Genomic DNA, 20,573 nt, shown 5'->3' with positions numbered 1-20,573 from the left:
TATGGAGTTCTAAATTCGTTTTTGCAGATCATATAAAACATTTAGCGCATCCATTGGTGTCATCTCTAACAGGTTCATCTTCTTCAATGTGTCAATCACGCTTAGCTCGTCGGTCGACACTTCTTTAAATAGTGACAGTTGTTCATTTTCTTCATTAATGATCGATGCGTCATTACTAACTGGCGCATGCCCGATTTCCTGTGATTCCAACGCGGAAAGGATCGTTGCTGCCCGTTCCAGAAGCACTGTCGGCAGACCGGCGATTTTGGCTACGTGAATGCCGTAACTTTTATCTGCAGGTCCTTCCATGATCTTATGAAGAAAGACGACTTCTCCATTCTTCTCCACGGCTCCTACATGAATATTTTTCAACCCTTTCAAGGTTTCATCCAGAACTGTCAACTCGTGATAATGCGTAGAGAATAAGGTTTTAGCCTTCACATTTTTCTGAATGTATTCAATAATCGCCTGTGCCAACGCCATACCATCATAGGTTGCTGTTCCACGTCCCAGCTCATCAAATAACACCAAGCTGTTCGGTGTAGCGTGACGAAGTGCCTGATTGGCTTCCATCATTTCCACCATAAAGGTACTTTGACCGGCGATTAGGTCATCTGAAGCCCCGATACGGGTAAAGATTTGGTCAAAAATCGGCAGCTCTGCTGACTCGGCAGGTACAAAGCAGCCTACCTGTGCCATGACAACGGTCAATGCCAACTGACGCATATACGTACTTTTACCGGACATATTCGGCCCAGTAATCAATAATATCAAGTCTTCTTTGTTCATACGGATACTGTTTGGAATATACTCTTGATGGCCCAACACTTTTTCTACAACAGGATGACGTCCTTCAATAATATGCAGATCGCCATTGCCCGCCTTCAAGGTCGGACGGATATATTGATACCGCTCACTCACGGTCGCAAAAGCTTGCAAGACATCGACTGTACTTAGCGATTTTGCCAAACGCTGCAAACGATCGATACTGCCTTTGACCTGCTCCCGCACTTCAAGAAATAGCTGATACTCCAAGTCCACAGATTTTTCCTCTGCTTCAAGAATCAGCTTTTCCAACTCCTTCAGCTCAGGAGTGATGAAACGTTCCGCATTCGCCAGCATCTGCTTGCGATCATACTTCCCTTCTTCAAGGTTTGGTAAGTTCGCTTTCGTTACTTCAATATAATATCCAAACACACGATTGAAGCCGACCTTTAACGTTTTGATCCCTGTTTCCTGACGCTCACGTGCTTCCAGCTCAGCCAGCCATTTTTTCCCATTACGCATAGCATCACGGTACTCATCCAATGTATCATTATAGCCATCCTTGATGACATTTCCTTCAGTAATTTGAAGCGGCGCTTCCTCCATGATAGCTTCATCGATCAGTTCAACAATATCTTCGATCGGATTCAGCTCTACTAATAAATCATTCCATTCTCCTTGATTGATGCCAATAATCAGCTCACGAATCATCGGTACTTGTTCCAGAGAGGTTTTCAGCTGAATCAAATCTCGGCCATTGATACTGCCAAAGGCCACGCGCCCAGCCAAACGTTCTAAGTCATAAACTTTGGCAAATCCTGCCTGTAAATCTACACGTTCAAAGTACGCATTCAATAAGGACTGCACCATTTCCTGACGTTTAACGATCTGCTTCTCCTGTATTAGCGGACGATCCAGCCATTGCTTCAACAGACGTCCACCCATCGCGGTTTTCGTTTCATCCAAGAGCCACAACAAGGTCCCTTGTTTTTTTCCAGAACGGATCGAGCGAGTCAGCTCCAAATTAAACTTAGAATAGTAGTCCATCTTCAAATAATGATTTGGTTGGTACTCCACTGCTTGCTGAATATGACCCAAGCTTCGTTTTTGCGTCACCGCCAAATATGTCAACAGCTTTTGTGTCACATCGATCTCGATTTCCTGTGACAAGGTACTAGTCAAAAAACTAAATTCCGCATTTTCCTGCGCCTCGAACTGCTCTGAAAAAACAACCGTCAAACGCTGCTCTAAAATAGTCACTAACGACTCCGGAATTGAGCTTCCCAAAACGATTTCCCTAGTCTGTAACGCCGCGGCTTCATTTACGACATGCTCTTCTTCCGTCAAAGTCGTGCTCTTCAATTCCCCAGTGGATAAATCGGCATATGCCAGACCATAACGCCCGTCGCTTTCCACAATCGCAGTCAAATAGTTATTATCCTTCGCTTCCAGCCCTTTACTCTCCATTACCGTTCCCGGAGTGACGAGCTGAACAACCTCTCGCTTGACCATTCCTTTTGTTGTCTTAGGGTCTTCCACCTGTTCACAAATCGCTACTTTATACCCCATCTCGACTAACGTATCGATATAGCCTTGTGCCGCATGATGAGGAACTCCACACATCGGAATCGGCTCGTCCGCGTTTTTATTTCTACTCGTCAATGTCAATTCCAATAATTGTGCCGCTTTCTCTGCGTCTTCATTAAACATCTCGTAGAAGTCACCCAAACGATAAAAAAGAAAGGCATCTGGATATTGCCCCTTTATCGTCAGGTATTGTTCCATCATTGGTGTGTGCTTTGTTTTTTGAGGCAAATCATAACCCTTCTTTCTCTAATTGATCATTGATCCCACGTTGGATCATCGTAGTGATGTGCTGCAGAAGATCATTGGCTTCTGCTAATTGCTCCCGGTAAGCTACAACTAAGGGATGCTCATCAAATTGCGCAGTCAGCTCGTCCGCATGCTTAATCGCTTCCTTCTCAGCCTCGGGTTTCCCATAATGAGCAAACTGAACAGCATCTTTCTGGGCCGCTTTAATTGCTTCCACAAGCTGTGTCAGCTTTTCGTTGTTATTTACTCGTTGCTCAATCTCTTTATAGCGCTTGATTGTTTCATTTTGTTCGAGTAGTTGAAGTAGCTTCTCCAGCTCAGCTTCAATCTTTTTATCTTCAATGGAATGATCCATACTTCACACCTTCAGTCATTGATTTTCTTTCAAAATATGTATGTTTATTTTAACACATTCCGATTTTTTGCCAAATTCTATTTTACTTCACCTATTTTTTCTTTGCAAAAGCCACTTTCTGTGTAAGGAATGATTTATTTGCGTCCAAATAGAAAGGAAACACCGTTTTTAGGGTACATGAGAAACACTAAAGTTCCCACTATAAAATTTCAATTATTAAGACAAAGCATTATTTTGTAATTGTTTCTCTGCGAGTCTTACTGCGTTTCGATTCTCGTGACAAAGCATTGCTTCTTTGGGTGTCTCTGCGAGTCTTCGATTCTCGTGACAAAGCATTGCTTCTTTGAGTGTCTCTGCGAGTCTTTGATTCTCGAGACAAAGCATTGCTTCTTTGGGTGTCTCTGCGAGTCTTCGATTCTCGTGACAAAGCATTAAGCCTGGACCGCTTTTCTGATATACTTGTATTAACACGAATATAGGAGGGTATGTATGGAAAAGAAAATGACTGCTTCACAAAAGAAAAAAATGCTAACCGGAACTTTGATTGCTGTCGCTCTGGTCGCTGCTTTGATTTTGTTCATCATCTTTGGCACAGCAGGTGGGAAACGCTGGCAGAAAAATCTACAGTCCAGTGTTAATAATGGGCTGAACCGTGAAATTCTCGTTTATAACGCTGATGGCTCTATCATCTATGAAAAAACCGGAAAATTCGATATCAATTATGGCGACGGACGTATCGAGTACATCGATGCTGAAACTGGTCTGAAAACCAATATTTATATTGGCTACAATGCCACTGTAATCGTCAATGAACTGGACTAGTCCGACACATCACAACAAAAAAGTTGAAGCAGATCGCTAAACGAGTACCTGCCTCAACTTTTTTTATTACTCCTGAAAAGGGCGATCCTCATTGATTTGAATCAATTGAATGTCTTTTGCATGACCGGTTTGGTCGTCCAACTCAATAAAGCAGGCAGATAAAATGCTACGACCCTTCTCAACAACCTCAAATCGTTGCGGCAAAGCTGTCCAGAATTTTTCAATGATCGCTTCTCTTTTCATTCCTAAAATCCCATCGTAGGGACCTGTCATACCAACATCAGACAGATACGCTGTTCCTTGCGGCAGGATTCTCCGGTCGTTTGTTTGAACATGCGTATGTGTACCAATTACAGCACTGACCTTTCCATCCAAAAACCAGCCCATCGCTTGCTTCTCACTTGTCGTCTCGCCATGAAAATCCACAAAGATCAACGGTGTCCGCTTTCTTGCTTCCTCAACTAGCTGTTCTGCTTTTCTAAACGGATCATCCAAATCTACCATGAATGCACGTGCCTGCAAGTTGATGACCGCCAGTTCAAGCTGATTTACCTTAACATAAACAATTCCTTGTCCAGGTGTTCCCTCAGGAAAATTGGCCGGTCTGACCATCTTTTTCGCATCATCGATAAATTCGAAAATCTCTCGATTGTCCCAAGTGTGATTGCCCAAGGTAACAACATCGACACCGTCCTGTAGAAATTTTTTATATATTTTCCCCGTGATTCCTCTGCCAGCTGCTGCATTCTCACCATTAGCAATCGTCACCTGCGGCTGGTACTTCTTTTTTAACTTTGGCAAATATTCTGTGATCGTTTCTCTTCCAAGCGAACCCACAACATCTCCAATAAATAATATACGCAAACACTCTTCCTCTTCTCTCTTAGTCTTACTGTTATATTATAGAGGTTTTCGCTCAGAATGAAAAGATTTGTTGTTTGAAAGAAAAAAGTGAGACAGTCTGAGAACTCCGATCAATAAGTTCGAACCCACTTACAACAAAAAAGAAGAAGCAGTTTCCCACTTCTTCTCTTATTTAAACTATATAGAACCTATTCTGCCATGTACGCCCATTTGAAGTCATATTTCGCTCCAGTAGAGTGATAGAACATGTCTTTGATTTTTGGCGAACGTAAATGAGCTTCTGCTTTTTGGTAGATTGGAACGATACCCATATCATCCATGATGATTTTTTCAGCATCCAACAGATCTTGCCAACGTGCTTCTGGATCGTTTGCATTTGTTGAAGATGCACTTTCGATCAGCTTGTCGTATTCTTTATTTGAGTAACGTCCACGGTTATAAGAGTTCCCAGTTACGAATAAATCAAGGAAGCTACTTGGGTCCGCGTAATCTGCACCCCAACCACCGACTGCTACTTCAAAATCGCCTTTACTTGTGCGATCCAAACGTACAGAGAATGGTACCGGACTAACTGTTACTTTCAAGCCGTCCAATGTGTCTCCAAGTGAACCTTGCAAGAATTCAGCCATTTTCTTAGAACCATCTGTATCGTCAACTAAAAGATCCATAGTCAAAGAGTCGATTTTCAGTTCTTTTTTCGCTTTTTCCCAATATTCTTTTGCTTTGTCTTCATCGAAGGAAATCGGATTACCCGCTTCTTCTGCAAAGTCTTCGTTTGAATCAGGGTTGTTTGACAATCCTTTTGGTACTAGACCTTCAGCAACTGTCGAACCGTTTGCCAGAATTTGAGTCACTAATGATTCACGATCAACAGCATATGCCAATGCTTTACGCAAATTGATATTATGGTAAGGGGAATCTGCATCTCTTTGGTTCATTTCCAAATAGAAAGTAGATGCATCTTCAAGAACTAGATAATCGGGATCGTCCTTCATTTGAAGAGCCAATTCACCAGTCAATGGTGTATCATCTGTCTGACCATCTTGATACAAGTTTAGAGAAGTCGGTGCTTCTTTTACTACGTCTACAACAACTTTATCTAATTTTACTGTATCTTTATCCCAGTAAGTATCATTCTTAGTGTAAGACCAAGCTGTATCAGTACCCGGACCATCGAAATCTGTTAATGTAAATGGACCATTGTATACTGCATTATCGCTTGTAGTTGTGTAATCTTTGCCATATTTTTCAACGATATCTTGGCGTTGTGGTAAGAATGATGGGAATGCCAATAAGTAATCAAAATATGGTGTTACCTTTTCCAAAGTAATTTCCAATTCATAATCACTAACTGCCTTGATTCCTAATTCTTCTTTGTCCATTTCACCTGCTGTAATTTTCTCAGCATTCTTCACAGGAGCAAACATATATGAATATTCTGATGCTGTATCAGGATCTACAGTTCTCTGCCAAGCGTAGACATAGTCATCTGCTGTTACAGGTTCGCCGTCTGACCACACTGCATCTTCTCTTAATTTGATTTTGTAAGTCAAGCTATCGTCGCTGACTTCAGCCATCTCAGCAGCACCTGCCGGTTGTGGGTGATTGTCTTTATCCATGCGATAGATACCTTCGTATACATTGTTTAACGCAATAAAACTTACTTCGTCTGTTGCTAAAGATGGATCTGCACTTGGCATTTCCTGTCTTTCGATGTATCTTAATACTTGCTCTCCACTCGCTGATCCACCTGATCCGCCAGCACTGTCAGAAGTATCTCCTCCAGTAGTTGTTCCACATGCAACCAAAGTTAACGTACAAACGGTTGTAATAAGCCCTAAAGCTGTTTTTTTCTTGATCCCCATTAGAAAACCTCCTATGTTTAATTAGACCTATTAGAAATATATCAAAGAAATCCTAATATCGCAATGATATAACCCCCTACTAATTTAAACAAATAGTAAATTTTCGCAGAGAATCACATGAGAAAAAACTTGTTTTTCAGTAATTTCTCTTTCTATTGCAATATATCTAACTCTAAACTTCTGGTTTATCTTTTTATTGATGAAACAGTAAAATACTCAGTATTCTCTCATTTATTGAGAAATTGACTGGAAGTTCAACGATTTCCGAATTTTATAGAAATTATAATAGAAATATCTATTGATTCATTTAAATAAATATTTTCTTTTATCCATAGGCTGAATCCTAAGTGATAATTTACTCAAATAAAAAACTGCCTCTTATCATTAAAGATAAAAGACAGCTTTCTTTTTTATTTAGCATAATCAACGGCTCTGGTTTCACGGACAACTGTAACTTTGATGTGTCCCGGATAATCCAGATCGTCTTCAATTTTCTTACGAATATCACGCACTAAGCGAACCGCTTCTAAATCTGAAACTTCTTCCGGTTTTACCATTACACGAATCTCACGTCCTGCTTGTACAGCAAAGCTTGATTCTACTCCGGCAAACCCATTAGAAATGTTCTCTAGATTTTCTAAACGACGGATATAGTTTTCCAGAGATTCACTACGAGCTCCCGGTCTTGCAGCTGATAACGCATCTGCTGCTGCAACCAGTACGGAAATAACGGATGTTGCTTCAATATCACCATGGTGAGAAGCAATTGCATTGATTACCGTAGCATTTTCCTTATACTTCGCAGCTAATTCTGCACCGATCTCCACATGGGACCCTTCAATCTCATGATCCAAGGCCTTCCCAATATCATGAAGCAATCCTGCTCGTTTAGCCAACTGAACATCTTCTCCCAGCTCAGCTGCAAGCACACCTGTCAGTTTAGCTACTTCAATCGAGTGATTTAAAACATTTTGACCATAACTTGTACGGAAACGTAAACGTCCCAAAATCTTGATTAAGTCTGGATGTAAGGTATGAGCGCCTACTTCAAAAGCGGCCTGCTCTCCATATTCACGAATACGTTCATCCATTTCCTTCCGAGATTTTTCGACAGTCTCTTCAATTCGAGCCGGATGGATACGTCCATCTTGAATCAAACGTTCCAGAGTCATGCGCGCGATCTCTCTTCGAATTGGATCAAATCCGGAAAGTACTACTGCTTCCGGTGTATCATCAATAATCAAATCGATCCCAGTTAATGTTTCCAATGTACGAATATTTCGGCCTTCACGTCCGATGATTCGACCTTTCATCTCATCATTCGGCAAGCTAACAACAGAAACAGTTGTTTCAGAAATCGAATCTGCTGCACAACGTTGAATTGCCAGAGAAAGCAGATTTTTCGCTTTACGGTCTGCTTCTTCCTTCGCACGTTCTTCTGATTCTTTAACTAATACAGCAAGTTCATGGTTCAATTCTTGTTCCGTTGTTTTCATGATGATTTCTTTCGCTTGATCTTTAGATAGGGATGCAACACGTTCTATTTCTTGCTGCTGCTTCTCTACCAGCTGTTCTACTTCTTTTTCCCGCTCATCAATTAATTGCCGCTTTGCGACCAGCTTTTCTTCTTTGCTTTCCAGTGAGCTCTCACGTTTTTCAAGAACGTCATCTTTACGATCCAACGTTTGTTCTCTTTGTAAAAGACGATTCTCCTGTGATTTTAACTCTAACTTACTCTCTTTTAACTCACTTTCAACCTCTGATCGATACTTCTGGTTTTCTTCCTTGGCTTCCAGCAAAAATTCTTTTTTCAGAGTCTCTGCTTCTTTGCGGGCATCTTCAATAATACCGACAGCGGAGTTTTTCGCTCCATCCACTGCCTTTTCATGACGGGATTTTGCAATGAAAAACCCTCCTCCAAGACCGACAATTAATGCGACGATAGCAAGGGGAATTAATAAACCCATTGTTTCCACCTCCATACTATCTATTCACTTCAATATTCATGTAGTTTTATTGACAAAAAATGATTGTCATTATCAATACATCAATGATGTGTGTACAGAAAATGCACACAACTTTATTCTAATTGTTGTCTATCAGTGTGTCAACTTAAAATAGCTATTATCATCCACACGGCAAGCAATTGAAACACCTGTTCTGGACCGAATAATGGCGAATACCGAAAGTACGTGTTTCTAGCTATAGATTTGATAAAAAATAACACAGCGAAAATTTTTTTTCTAGTTGCACGCGTTTTTTAGAGTTCCACCATTCTATCTCAATTACCCAAGACTCCTATCATTAAAATCGACTCTTTTACTAAACAGCTAAAAGGCGAATAATTGTTTCATTTGAAAAAAAGGCTATATAATCAAAGAGACATCAAGAATTGACTGAGAGACTCACAATTCACTTGTTGTTCGTGTACTGATTGCCATTATTTCATAAGTATCTACACTTGATAGAAAACCGGAGGAGATCACTTTGACACGCCTACAAAAATTCATTCGTCTGTTGCCCTTTTTAGGTCTACTTGTTCTTTTCGGCCTTGTTCTCTATGGTCTGCATTTAGGTATTTTCAAATCACCCATGCTCTTGAAAAATTTTATCCACCAGTTTGGTCAATGGGCCATCATTGTCTTTATTCTTCTTCAAATCGTTCAGGTGATCATTCCCATATTACCTGGTGGTATTTCTTCAGTTGCGGGGATGTTGATGTTTGGTAATATCTATGGATTGCTCTATAGCTACATTGGTTTAGTGATTGGGGAGATTCTTGCTTTTATGCTGGTTCGACATTATGGCAAAGGATTTGTTAAAGCCCTTTTGTCGCCTAAAAAATATGGAGAATTTACAGATTTAGTTCGTTCCAACGACGATAAAAAAATCCAAAAACTGTTAGTTTGGACACTGATCATTCCTTTTGCTCCAGATGACATCGTCTGTCTTGTTGCAGGAATGACGGATCTTCCATTCAAGAAATTTTTGAGAATCATCCTACTTTTGAAGCCTTGGTCTATCGGTGTGTACAGCTACTTCATGGTCTACCTTTTTGAACACCACCTGTTTTAGCATACTTGTTGCATTAGATCACCAGCAACGGAAAGGAGTTTATTATGAAAAAACAAAAGATAGGGAACCGTATCTTTAGAACCATCCGTTTTGCACTCATTCTCTTAATTGGTTACCTAGTCTACAAAGCACTGCTCGCAGATATCTTGACAGAAAAAATTCATATTTTCGCCTATATAGTTTTGTGGCTTTTTAGCTCCTATCTGGCTCTTCCTGTAATCAATAAAACCATGACACATCGATACGTACCGGATTATTTCATCGGACGATCGCGAACAACAGATGGCCTTTTGGGCGATCCCATCAATTTAGCCTTTATTGGTACAAAAGAAGAAATCATTCATCTGTTTTCTACCAGCGGCTGGACACTTGCTGAGCCATTAACTCTCACTACTGGTATTCATATGACGATTGCCAGTATCTTAGGCCGCTCCTATCCCAGTGCTCCTGTCAGCACGTTACTCCTATTCAATCAAAAGCAAACCATGGCCTTTGAAAAAGAAATGGATCATAACCCTCGAAGACGTCATCATGTACGAGTTTGGAAGACACCGGAAAACTGGTATCTTCCTGGTGGGAAAACTGCGGATTGGCTAGCCGCAGCCACCTATGATCGCAAGGTAGGGTTCTCTCTATTCACAGGACAAGTCACACATAAAATCAGCTCTGATGTCGATGAAGAACGAGATTTTGTTTTGGACACCTTCCAAGAAACCGATTTACCTTTAGAAATCCATACGATTGAACATTTCACCACTAGCTATCACGGATTGAATGGGGGTGGAGATGCTATCTATACAGATGGCGCCTTACCTTTTGTAAAAATCAAACCAAAATAATCAGCCAATCAAAAAAGCCGAAGGTACAGCCAATAGATAATGGCTTGTAACTTCAGCTTTTTTAATTAACGCTTTTCAAATCATTTGTTTATTCGTCTAACGGCAGTTCTTCCTGCCCTTCTTCTACTTCTTCAACAACGATTGACCCATCGCCGATTCCGTATGCTGCACGGACCTTAGGAGAAAGCTCAGCGATCATTTCAGGGTGTTCGATCATATATGCTTTCACATTTTCACGTCCCTGACCGATACGTTCGCCGTTATAGCTATACCAAGCACCACTTTTCTCAACAAGATCCTTTTCTACAGCCATATCCAGCAATTCACCTTCTTGAGAAATACCTAGGCCGTACATCACATCAACCTCGGCTACCTTGAATGGTGGGGCTACTTTATTTTTTACTACTTTGATTTTGGTACGGTTTCCGACGATATCTGTTCCTTGCTTCAATTGCTCCGCACGACGTACTTCCAAACGAACGGTTGCGTAGAATTTCAACGCACGTCCACCAGGTGTTGTTTCTGGATTTCCGAACATTACGCCGACTTTTTCACGAATTTGGTTGATGAAGATTGCAATTGTTTTCGTCTTATTGATAGAACCTGATAATTTACGTAACGCTTGAGACATCAAACGCGCTTGCAACCCAACGTGACTAGCACCCATTTCCCCATCGATTTCCGCACGAGGAACCAAAGCTGCAACCGAGTCAATAACTACGATATCAATCGCACCACTTGAAACCAATGCATCAGCAATTTCCAAGCCTTGCTCCCCTGTATCAGGTTGTGACAGTAGCAATTCGTCAATATTTACACCTAGTTTTTGAGCATATTGCGGATCTAACGCATGCTCAGCATCGATAAAGGCAGCTGTTCCGCCTTGTTTTTGCACTTCTGCAATCGCATGAAGCGCAACCGTTGTTTTACCGGAACTTTCAGGTCCGTATACTTCAACGATTCTGCCGCGAGGATATCCGCCAACACCTAAAGCAACATCCAGTGCTAATGAACCACTTGGAATTGTAGATATCTGCTGATCAACTTTTTCACCCAGCTTCATGATTGAGCCTTTACCGAAGTTCTTTTCTATTTTTTTCAACGCAGCATCTAATGCTACTTTACGATCATCAGCCAATTGATAATCCTCCTTATATATAAACATAGTTTTATTTCCAGTGATTATATCTTACCTGTTTTATAAATAAAAATCAAGAAAAAAACGAACAAACATTCGCATTTATTTTTCTTTTAAAACTGCACGTCGAATTAAATCCAAGCCTTTCATCGCTGCACTGTATCGAACGTACTGCCGGTCACGATTAAAATGATACTGTTCGGCAATTGTCGGCTGCCCTTTTTGTGCCAGACCTATCCAAACTGTGCCCGGTGGATGGCCTTCCAGTTCATCTGGTCCTGCCGCACCGGTAAAAGAAACCGCCAGATCAGCATCTGTGAGCTTCAAGGTACCGTCAGCCATAGCTATAGCGCAGGCTTCGCTAACTGTGCCGTGCTCTTTAATCAAGCGTTCAGGAACGCCCAGAAGCGCCGTCTTCATTTCTGCTGAATAGGTGACAACACCTCCTTTAAGTACTTTAGAAGCACCAGATACATTCCCTATCATGCTTTGGAAAAGTCCGGCAGTCAGACTTTCCGCAGCTGCCAATGTTTTGCCATGCTCTGTCAGCAGCTTAACGGTTGTTTCTTCTAGCGTGTTCTCATCACCATAACCGTAGAAAAATTCTCCGACAAGTGCCAACACTTGATCCTCTAACTGCTGCAGCATCGCCTCTCCTGTGGCCTCAGATGAAACTTTTGCTGTCAGACGCAAGGTCACTTCGTTCGGCTTGGCATACGGCGCTAGCGTTGGATTCGTCTGCTGATCGATCAGTTCCTTCAAGTCCGTTACTAATTGAGATTCTCCAATCCCATAAAAACGCAAAACACGGGACATCAGCTGTTCTTTTGTTGGAAAGAGTTCTTTAAGTAATGGTCGTACGTGCTGAAACACCATCGGCTTCAGTTCACTTGGTGGTCCGGGAAGTAATAGATAGCTAGTGTCACGTGCAGTCACAAGCGTCCCTACCGCAAGACCCGTAGGATTCGGAATACTTATTCCCCCCTCAATTATCAGTGCCTGCTGCAGGTTATTAGGTGTCATTTTGCGCTTAGAAAAACGGAAAAATTCCTGTAGTTTTTCCATGCCGTCCGGATCTTGAACCAATTCTTTTTGAATATGCAAGGCCACACCATCTTTGGTCAGATCATCCTCTGTCGGTCCTAATCCGCCACACAAGACAATCAAGTCACTTCTCTGCTCGGCTTCATTCAATACATCAAGCAGCCGTTGAAGGTTATCTCCAACTACCGTATGATAGTAAACCTCTATCCCTAGATCTGCCAGTTCCTCTGATAGAAACGTTGCATTTGTGTTCACAACCTGTCCGAGCAAAAGCTCTGTTCCGACAGCGATAATTTCTGCTTTCATGATTTTCCTCTTCTCACTTAATCTACGTAAAAAAACATACTTCTATTTTAACACACAGAAATTTTCACACAAAAGTATTCCGAGGCCTCTTGTTTTACTTAAAACAGCCTCAACTATACCTTTCATATTTTGTCCTCTACCTTCACTTACACTCATGAACCAAGCCTGTTTCATAAGTTACTCATTCCTTCTATCTTCTTCTAGATTTTACTTGATGACAGGCTGTGAAATCAAACACGAGGTTTTTTTATTCTAAAAAAAGAACAGAAACATATTTTTAATTAATCTTATAGCTTTGGCTTTAAAAAACATGGTAGAATAGAGAGGAAAATACATAATTATTCGTTCTTTTGGCGTATAAGGAGGAGAAGTATGAAAAAAGGGATTGCTTTTGTTTTATTGGGCTTGTGTTCTGTTATGATGGCTGCTTGCAATAATAACGAAAAACCAACAACATCCGACAGTTCGAAAACAACAGCCAGCAGTACAACTGTTTCCAGTGAAGCTCCTGCACAACCCCTCATCACTGCACAAGAAGTCGTTCAAAAATTTAAAGATTCTGGTTTAGCCGTCTACGAAGAACGTGACATGACTGAAACAGATTATGGATTGGCACCAATGAAGGCTGCTTCAGGTATCATATTCGGCGTGTACTACTCAGATTATTCTGCTTCATATCTAAATGGCAGACTAACTACTTACACAAATCTGGCAGACTTACAGGAGGCCAAAGCATTCTATGATAATTTGACTGCTGAAAACGAGCAATACAAATCTTGGACAGCAGTGAATGAAACGAAGCTAGTTTTACTACAAATGAATGGCGGTATTGACGAGGTTGCTTTCAGTGAATTCCAATATGTTTTGGAAAATCTTGAATAGATAAATGAATGGTCTGTTGATCGACTATTCATAAAAAAATAAATATAGCTATACCAGAGCGTAGGATAGACTCCAACGCCTAAGCTACATCAACGAACCAACTATCAAACAGGTATTCCTACGCTATATGCGAAGAAGGAATACCTATTTTTATTTATACAGATGAATCTGTTTTCCAGTCCAGCAAGTTCGCACATGTTCATTCCTTTAATATGCAGATTTTTATTCTTTGATCGGATTTGAAAGAAAATGAAAAAAGACCAGATTTCTCCGGCCTGTTTCCACATACTGTCAGTGACTTTAGATGTCTTGTGGGTAGTGTTTATCTAAATCGTTTGTCGCTAGGTCTAGGTTTAAATATATTCTCGTTTTTTACAGGTGTGTCGCACTGACAGTACGAATGAAAAGCTTCCCGCTTAAAGCTTTTCATCATAAAATAATAGTAGGTAAACCAAAAAAAGTAGTATTGAGGGTATGGATGACTACTCTCAATACTACTTAATCAACAAATTTATAGCCCTGTCATTTATTTCTCGATTCCGTTCAGCTTCTTCTCAAAAGCCAATCCGAAACAATCATTTTTCTTCGTCCTCTCCCATTCTATTTCACTGCATACTCATATACAGAAAAATAAAAAGGGTGGATATTTCTAATGAAATTGAGTAAAATAAATACAGGTCAACGCTCGCGTTGGCTGATTAAGGCAACTTGTATCGATAGGTCACACTATCCTTACAGGGCTTTGTTTCATGGTTGGCGCCATGAAGCAAAGTGCCTTTTTATTTTGATTTACACTACTATTACATGCTTTATTTTAAAGAGAAACACCGTAATAGTCAAGTTAATTTGACAGATGTGTCAACAATTACCAAGAAAACAAAAGATAAAATAACTGTTTGAAAAACAACACATTCTTCCTACTACTTGTTCAGAAATAGACACACGCAAAGAAGGGACTGGACATCCCTATGCCTCAGTCCCCCTAAAACCGAATAAACGGCAAGACAGAAGTAGCTTCCTCGGCAATAAGCCGAACACTTCTATTCCAACCTTTTCGCTGATTTCTTAACTGCAGGAGGACGCTCTATCACTCCGTATAATCAACCAGACGAGCATAAATCTCTACAATCTCCTTATTCGTTACACGTGTAATCAACGCCTTGCGAATCCCGTGGTTATCATAAGCTTCCGTTCCGTTGTCACTGACAGTAATCTCCGACTTACTTGATTCCGGATACTTCTCCTTAAATTGCGCCATAGCAGCGTCCAAATCATCGATTTTAAGTATCTCACCCAGTTGTTGTATCAGTTCTTCACCATTATTCTGCGGGAACGTGCTACCTGAACCATGCTTTGCCAGCGACAAGGTTTGATCCAATAACCTCACCTCTTTACTTTCAGAATCATACTGATATTCTGTATCGATATAAGCAAATGCAACCAAGTCTTCCTCTTTATAGTACGTATAATATCCTCGGACCTTCAAACTCGTTTCCTGAGCAGCAAGTGAGTAGATAGGTTCTCCAGCTTTGATGGTCTCATCTGTTATCCCTTCATCTAAACATTTTTCAAATTCTTCAGTAAGGACTGCTTCTTGTAAAGAAAATTTTTGTTCCAGTAATTCCTCTGCCTCAGCTTTGGTCAGTTCATCGTACTCAAATATACCAAATGGTTTTTCCCGTTCATCGTACCAAACAAACTCTTGTAATTGCGCAGGGACGTTCTTTACTTTCTGCTCCTTTTGACAGGCGCTCAACACTAACAGAGCAGCGAGCAGCACTAAAAAAAGCGAGCTATTTTTATATCTATTCATTGTTCACCATACTTTCTTTCGTTTTTACGGCAATACCAGAGAAAGGTCTCCGCTATCAGGAAAGACAGTTGCATCCGGTTGAATCAAAAGATCACTTTCGTCCTTCAATTCGTAGAAGACAACACTCTCTAGCGCTTCACCCGTTTTCACTACACGTTCTCGATTAGCTACTAGTTCCGTAAAATCCAGTCGTTTCGCATCTGCCGGGTTCTCAGCTAAGGTTAGTTGCTGCTCTCCTTGACTTACCTTGATCAACTCATCCCATTTCGCAGGCGTGATCGTCTCTGAATCGGCCTTATTCGTTAGCTTATATCGAACAGCAACAAACGATTTCCCGTCTTCTTCCAAAGCTAAAATGCCATTGATATCAAATTCCAGCTCCTCATTTTTAATGACGATCTGTTCATCCGCGCGCTCCGTTGATTCTTCTCTTCCAGTTTCCTTCAGTGTTTTCACAGATTGATCGATCAGTTCACTTCTGGACTCCGTCTGATTATCGACAGCAGAATATACTACAAATTGAACCAAGCAATGCTCTGTCTCTACATAATAGAAATACAGCCAGACCTGTTTTTCTTCATAAATAGTTTCCAGCGTATATTTATACGCCGGACGGTCTGCTACTTTGAATTCCTCCATAGGCACATCTTCTGCTGAATTCAAGCTGTAACGATCCTTCAATTCTTCTCTAGTCCGTTCGCCAAGTCCAGCCAGCTCTATCTCCGCTTTATCCTTTGTCAAAACAAATAAATAAGAATTTGTTTTGCTGTCTTCTGCACCAAAAACAGCTTCTGCATTGAACTGTTCCTTAGGCTGTTTGCTCACCGTCCATGTCTGAGGCAGCTGAACAGAGTACTCTATCGAACCGTCAGAAAACTCATCCGCCTCATTCGCCAGCTTTCCTGTACAGCCTACTAATAAAAACATGAGTAGAATGGTGCTTAGCCATACTATTTTTTTCTTCATTGCTGTTCCTGCTTTCTTTTTTCTTCCTGTCGCGCTTTGCGCTTTCTAAGTCCTTCATAACCAAGGAAAAGGACCGTACAACCAACAAATAAGGAAAACCCAGCCTTGATTCCTTGGGGGAGGTACACAAATTTCACTTTATGCTCTCCTTCGGGAATAGCAACAGTCAGAAAGGAGTCTTGTAACGCGTTGATCTTCTGTTTTTCACCATCGACATAGACTTCCCAACCATTATCATAGGGGATGGATGTAAACAACACCTGATCCTTCTCTGCTAAAACGGTTCCTTCAACAACGCGGCCGTCCACTGTAAGATCTGCCCCGTTCTCTTTCGCTTTTTCAACAGCATAACTGAATGCCTCTGTATCGAGAATAAGCGCCATCGGCTTACGCAAGGTCGTTTGGGAGTTGCCAAAGAATTCCAGCTCTACTTCTACTGTCTTAGCTTCTGAATAGTAACCCAAGTTGTAATACTGACCATCCTTGATCAGATCTCCGCTACGTTGGACACCATCGATCGTAAACCTTACTTTTGCGCCCTTCATTAAGTATTGACTATCGCCATATAGCATCAAATAAGCCTGGGAATTGGCCGGCACATCCACTGAATAAGTGATTCTCCGCGTTTCTCCAACTGCTTTTTCACTGTAAATCACATTCTGATCCTCTTCAATGATCGTGATTTGATCCGCGTCCACAATTTTTGGCTCCGTGAGATAAAACAATGTCTCATCTTCTCCCGAAAGTTGCTGCAGGAGCGCTTCCTGAGATTGGGATACCTCATCACTGAAAATGTTATCGTCTGTCAGTATCCCTAATGGCAAGCTGTACTCATTTTCATAAAGTTGATACGCATTCTCTGTCTGTTTCAGAGAAAAACCATATTTCAGCGGCTCATGTTTGGTAATATTGTGCGCCACCCCAAATAAAGCATCCATTACTACTGTGTTGTGCTTATAAGAGATCGTCAAATTCGAACCTCTGGATCTAAAGCCCAGCTGATTCAGATATTGAGAGGATCGTCTGTTTCTAATAGATGAAAACATTTGTATTCCACTATAGCCGTATTTAAAACTTTGATTTCTGGAAGAAAAATCAAATAATTCCATCCGTTGAAACTCGGTATTATCCTCCTCGGCAGCCGTCACCAATGTTCTTATGTCGCTAAACCCCTCTTCATACAAACTCCGTGAAGCATAGCCCCAATCCTTGACGATCCCTTGTAAAAGACTATTCGCCTGCACCACTCCCTCAACTGAGAACAGTGCGAGAAACAAGAACACAAATAGCTTTTTTCTTGGCTTTCTATTTTCTCGTGTGTAGAAAAAAAGCAGCCCCAGATACATTCCTATAAAAATGATCGTCAAAATCAAGGATGTCCTTGAAACAAAATCATATCGCTTTTTATTGGAAAAAAAGACGGCTGCTGAAAAAAGAGCCACCCATAAGATCCCACCATTTATCACCTGTTCCATCGTTTGAACCGTTAAATGTTCCATCGCTCTCGCAGAAACAAACAGGGCAAAAAAGGTAATCAAAAACGAAAAACGAAACAAAAACATGTTTGGTGCATGGAAGCCATGCCAGAAAAGATTAAGCGGATAAATATAAACACTGGCAATCAGTAAAAGGAACATCCCTCCTGAAACCAGCTTTCTTTTCAGCGCAATTTCCGCTGTTCGAAAGTAAAAGAAGAGAAAAGGCAAAGCAAACAGACCGAAATAGATAAACGGTGCGCTTTCATATCCCGTTGTATCATAAACACCTACCATGCTCTTTACGATCAGATCCCAAGCACCTGTATCTGGTGTAAAAAATGAAGTAACGCCCGTTAAGCCTTCCCCATTATTGATCAAATCGAGAATCGTCGGTAGAATCGTAACCATCGAGGCCCCGCCGGCACACAAAGATGTGAATAGATATAAAGGAAAGCCCTTCTTAAGATATTCGGGCTTTAAAATCACCAATCCTACTGCATATAGAAAAGAAAAGACCCCTACCATAAAAGCCATATAGAAATTTGAAATAAACAAGAGCAGATAACTGAAAAACAATAGTTTAGCTTTTCCCTGCTCTAGCAGTCGATGAATGCCCAGTATAACCAATGGCAAGTAAATCAGCGCATCCAACCACATAACCATCGGCGTTGCAATCAACGCAAAACCTGATATCGCATAAAATGTACTGAAACCTAGCATTGCCCATTTTGGAATACGAAACAGCTGCTGACTCATAACCCCAAAAGAGCCGCCCATCGCGCCAAATTTCAGCAAAATAATCAAATAGACGGCATCTGGTATCATACTGTTGTCAAAAAAATAGACAATAAATGTAAAAATTCCATTTAAGTAGTAGGCCATCAACGCCCAATAATTAAGCCCTAACGACCCATACCAAGAATAAAAAATACTTTGCTTGCCATGAAGCATATCATTGAAGCCTGCATAAAAATTGGCGATTTGCGAATAGGAATCACTGGCTAGAATCGTCTTATCACTGCCCCAATACACGCCTATCGAATAATAGGCAATCGCCATGATAATGAGTGGAATGACTATGCTTAGAAAGAAAAACAGCCTGTTTTCTTTCAGCCAACTCCATCGTTTTTTCTTCATCATATGTACTATGTTCCTCCGTCTTCTAATTTAAAAACCCCAGTCGATTAAATGGAAAATAGCGGTATATTGCCTTTCCCTCTATTTCTTTCATGCTGATCAATCCCATGGCACGACTATCTCTTGATACCTGTCGGTTATCTCCTAAAACAAAAAAGTACCCTTCAGGAATCTCTGTCATTCCTTCTAATTTCTGAATGACCTCTGATGAAACCTTTACTGAAAGGGTGCTATCCCAAGTTCCTACGGCTTCTTTACTGAGATCGATTTCGCCTGCTTCCTTCGGGCGAATAAATAGATTGGTTTCCGTCGTCCATAGTCTGTCTCCTGGAATCCCCAGTACACGCTTCACATATTCCTCTGGATTTTCTGCCTTTTTCTCTGAAAACGTCACGATATCATATCTGGAAATCGTTTTTGTTTTTAAAATAATGTATCGATCATTTTGTGAAAGTGTTGGTTCCATTGATTCGCCATCTACACGATGTGTCTGTATAAATACAAAGAAAAGCAGAACCGCAAAGAAAAGAACAACTATCAAAATCGTCTCTCGGTCAAGACGTAATCCCTTCCGCTTCTTTTTCTCAGGCAACTGCTTCTTCACTCTTCTCGCCATCTTTCTTATCAAAATCTTTCCATTTCATGAAGGGGTAGAAATTTCATTTTTACTACACCAACTATGTCACTTTTGTTGATAAAACCAAATGTACGGCTATCCACAGAGTACATTCGATTATCTCCCAGGACAAAATAACCGTCCTTTGGAACTAGCGCCGCACCCGTCACCTCTTTCAGCGTAAAGTCCTCTGTATAAAGATGATTTTCTTGTTCCGCCTGCGCAATCATCGTTCCCAGAAAACGTTCCACTTTGATTTCGCCATTCACATACAAGGTATCTTCTTTATAGCGAATTTCTTCTCCGGATAATCCAATGACTCGTCGAATCAGAAGTTCTCCCGTAGTAGGATGGCGAAAATAGATAAGATCAAACCTCTTAGCCTCCGATAGACGATTTACAAAGAGACGGTCACTATCTCCAAGAGTCATCGACATTGCATAACCCTCCATACGCGGAAGTGCAAAAACAAAGGTTCTTGCAAGAAAAAACAACAGACCAACAATCAAAAAGGTTACCCCTATTTCTCTCAGGAAATCCATGCGACGCTTCCTTTTTTGCTTTCGCTTCGTCATTTTCTTTCGCGCTGTTCTATGTTTGATGTTCTGGCTTCCTCTTTTGCTCTGTGTTCTTTTGACTTTCGCCGATTTCTTTTCGACCGCCGTATCCGTTCGTTTTTTCTGACGTGTTTTAGGAGTTGTCGATTCAACTGTTTTTTCGGTGTTCGTTTTCCGTCGGGCGGTTTTAGAACGATTTGTCTTTCCCATTAGAAACA

Annotated in this window: 16 protein-coding genes; 4 read left to right on the top strand and 12 right to left on the bottom strand. The window is 41.0% G+C overall.

Annotation, left to right across the window (positions count from 1 at the left end; translation table 11 throughout):
- Nucleotides 1-9: 9 nt before the first annotated feature.
- Nucleotides 10-2,580, bottom strand: a complete 2,571-nt coding sequence (gene mutS, locus A5888_RS14285; protein WP_086348698.1) for a DNA mismatch repair protein MutS — start codon at nt 2,578-2,580, stop codon at nt 10-12.
- A 1-nt stretch (nt 2,581) separates the two neighbouring features.
- Nucleotides 2,582-2,953, bottom strand: a complete 372-nt coding sequence (locus A5888_RS14280) for a YlbF family regulator (protein ID WP_086348697.1) — start codon at nt 2,951-2,953, stop codon at nt 2,582-2,584.
- A gap of 489 nt (nt 2,954-3,442) precedes the next feature.
- Between A5888_RS14280 and A5888_RS14275 the strand changes: the two genes are divergently transcribed.
- Nucleotides 3,443-3,775, top strand: coding sequence for a hypothetical protein (locus A5888_RS14275; RefSeq protein ID WP_086348696.1), 333 nt, complete (start codon nt 3,443-3,445; stop codon nt 3,773-3,775).
- Nucleotides 3,776-3,841: 66 nt separating this feature from the next.
- On the opposite strand, the gene A5888_RS14270 is transcribed toward A5888_RS14275, so the two are convergent.
- The 3 genes from A5888_RS14270 to rny all read right to left on the bottom strand — a co-directional run bounded on the left by A5888_RS14270 (nt 3,842) and on the right by rny (nt 8,471).
- A complete protein-coding gene (locus tag A5888_RS14270; protein ID WP_086348695.1) occupies nt 3,842-4,639 on the bottom strand; it encodes a TIGR00282 family metallophosphoesterase in 798 nt (265 codons plus the stop codon).
- A gap of 188 nt (nt 4,640-4,827) precedes the next feature.
- Entirely contained in the window at nt 4,828-6,504 is a 1,677-nt protein-coding gene (locus A5888_RS14265) for a peptide ABC transporter substrate-binding protein (RefSeq protein ID WP_086348694.1), read from the bottom strand.
- A gap of 410 nt (nt 6,505-6,914) precedes the next feature.
- Entirely contained in the window at nt 6,915-8,471 is a 1,557-nt protein-coding gene (rny, locus tag A5888_RS14260) for a ribonuclease Y (RefSeq protein WP_086348693.1), read from the bottom strand.
- 520 nt (nt 8,472-8,991) lie between these two features.
- On the opposite strand from rny, the gene A5888_RS14255 reads away from it, so the two are divergent.
- Nucleotides 8,992-9,579: a TVP38/TMEM64 family protein gene (locus tag A5888_RS14255; protein WP_249274456.1), complete on the top strand. Its 588-nt coding sequence runs from the start codon at nt 8,992-8,994 to the stop codon at nt 9,577-9,579.
- A gap of 44 nt (nt 9,580-9,623) precedes the next feature.
- Entirely contained in the window at nt 9,624-10,418 is a 795-nt protein-coding gene (locus tag A5888_RS14250; RefSeq protein ID WP_086348691.1) for an LssY C-terminal domain-containing protein, read from the top strand.
- Nucleotides 10,419-10,506: 88 nt separating this feature from the next.
- Here the strand turns inward: A5888_RS14250 and recA are convergent, their stop codons facing one another.
- Both recA and A5888_RS14240 read right to left on the bottom strand, forming a co-directional pair.
- The gene (gene recA, locus A5888_RS14245; RefSeq protein ID WP_086348690.1) at nt 10,507-11,556 is read right to left on the bottom strand and encodes a recombinase RecA; all 1,050 of its coding nucleotides are present in this window, start codon (nt 11,554-11,556) and stop codon (nt 10,507-10,509) included.
- A gap of 102 nt (nt 11,557-11,658) precedes the next feature.
- Nucleotides 11,659-12,906: a competence/damage-inducible protein A gene (locus A5888_RS14240; protein WP_086348689.1), complete on the bottom strand. Its 1,248-nt coding sequence runs from the start codon at nt 12,904-12,906 to the stop codon at nt 11,659-11,661.
- A 372-nt stretch (nt 12,907-13,278) separates the two neighbouring features.
- On the opposite strand from A5888_RS14240, the gene A5888_RS14235 reads away from it, so the two are divergent.
- Complete coding sequence (locus A5888_RS14235) at nt 13,279-13,788, top strand: hypothetical protein (protein ID WP_086348688.1); 510 nt, start codon at nt 13,279-13,281, stop codon at nt 13,786-13,788.
- A gap of 1,087 nt (nt 13,789-14,875) precedes the next feature.
- Here A5888_RS14235 and A5888_RS14230 read toward each other — a convergent pair.
- From A5888_RS14230 to lepB (A5888_RS14210), 5 genes are read right to left on the bottom strand one after another with little or no spacing between them, the layout of a single operon-like run.
- Entirely contained in the window at nt 14,876-15,601 is a 726-nt protein-coding gene (locus A5888_RS14230) for a hypothetical protein (protein ID WP_086348687.1), read from the bottom strand.
- A 24-nt stretch (nt 15,602-15,625) separates the two neighbouring features.
- Nucleotides 15,626-16,567 (bottom strand): DUF5067 domain-containing protein, encoded by a 942-nt coding sequence (locus A5888_RS14225; protein WP_086348686.1) that lies wholly within the window; start codon nt 16,565-16,567, stop codon nt 15,626-15,628.
- Nucleotides 16,564-19,185: a YfhO family protein gene (locus A5888_RS14220; RefSeq protein ID WP_249274454.1), complete on the bottom strand. Its 2,622-nt coding sequence runs from the start codon at nt 19,183-19,185 to the stop codon at nt 16,564-16,566. The genes A5888_RS14225 and A5888_RS14220 overlap by 4 nt, the downstream gene beginning before the upstream one ends.
- Nucleotides 19,186-19,207: 22 nt before the next feature.
- The gene (lepB, locus tag A5888_RS14215; protein ID WP_170924742.1) at nt 19,208-19,786 is read right to left on the bottom strand and encodes a signal peptidase I; all 579 of its coding nucleotides are present in this window, start codon (nt 19,784-19,786) and stop codon (nt 19,208-19,210) included.
- Between the two features lie 20 nt (nt 19,787-19,806).
- Entirely contained in the window at nt 19,807-20,565 is a 759-nt protein-coding gene (lepB, locus tag A5888_RS14210) for a signal peptidase I (protein ID WP_086348684.1), read from the bottom strand.
- Nucleotides 20,566-20,573: the final 8 nt, after the last annotated feature.

This window comes from Enterococcus sp. 9E7_DIV0242 (assembly GCF_002140975.2).
GTDB classification, from domain to species: domain Bacteria; phylum Bacillota; class Bacilli; order Lactobacillales; family Enterococcaceae; genus Enterococcus_L; species Enterococcus_L clewellii.
Note: the sequence above shows the minus strand (reverse complement) of the source record. Positions and strands in the feature narration are given on the sequence as shown.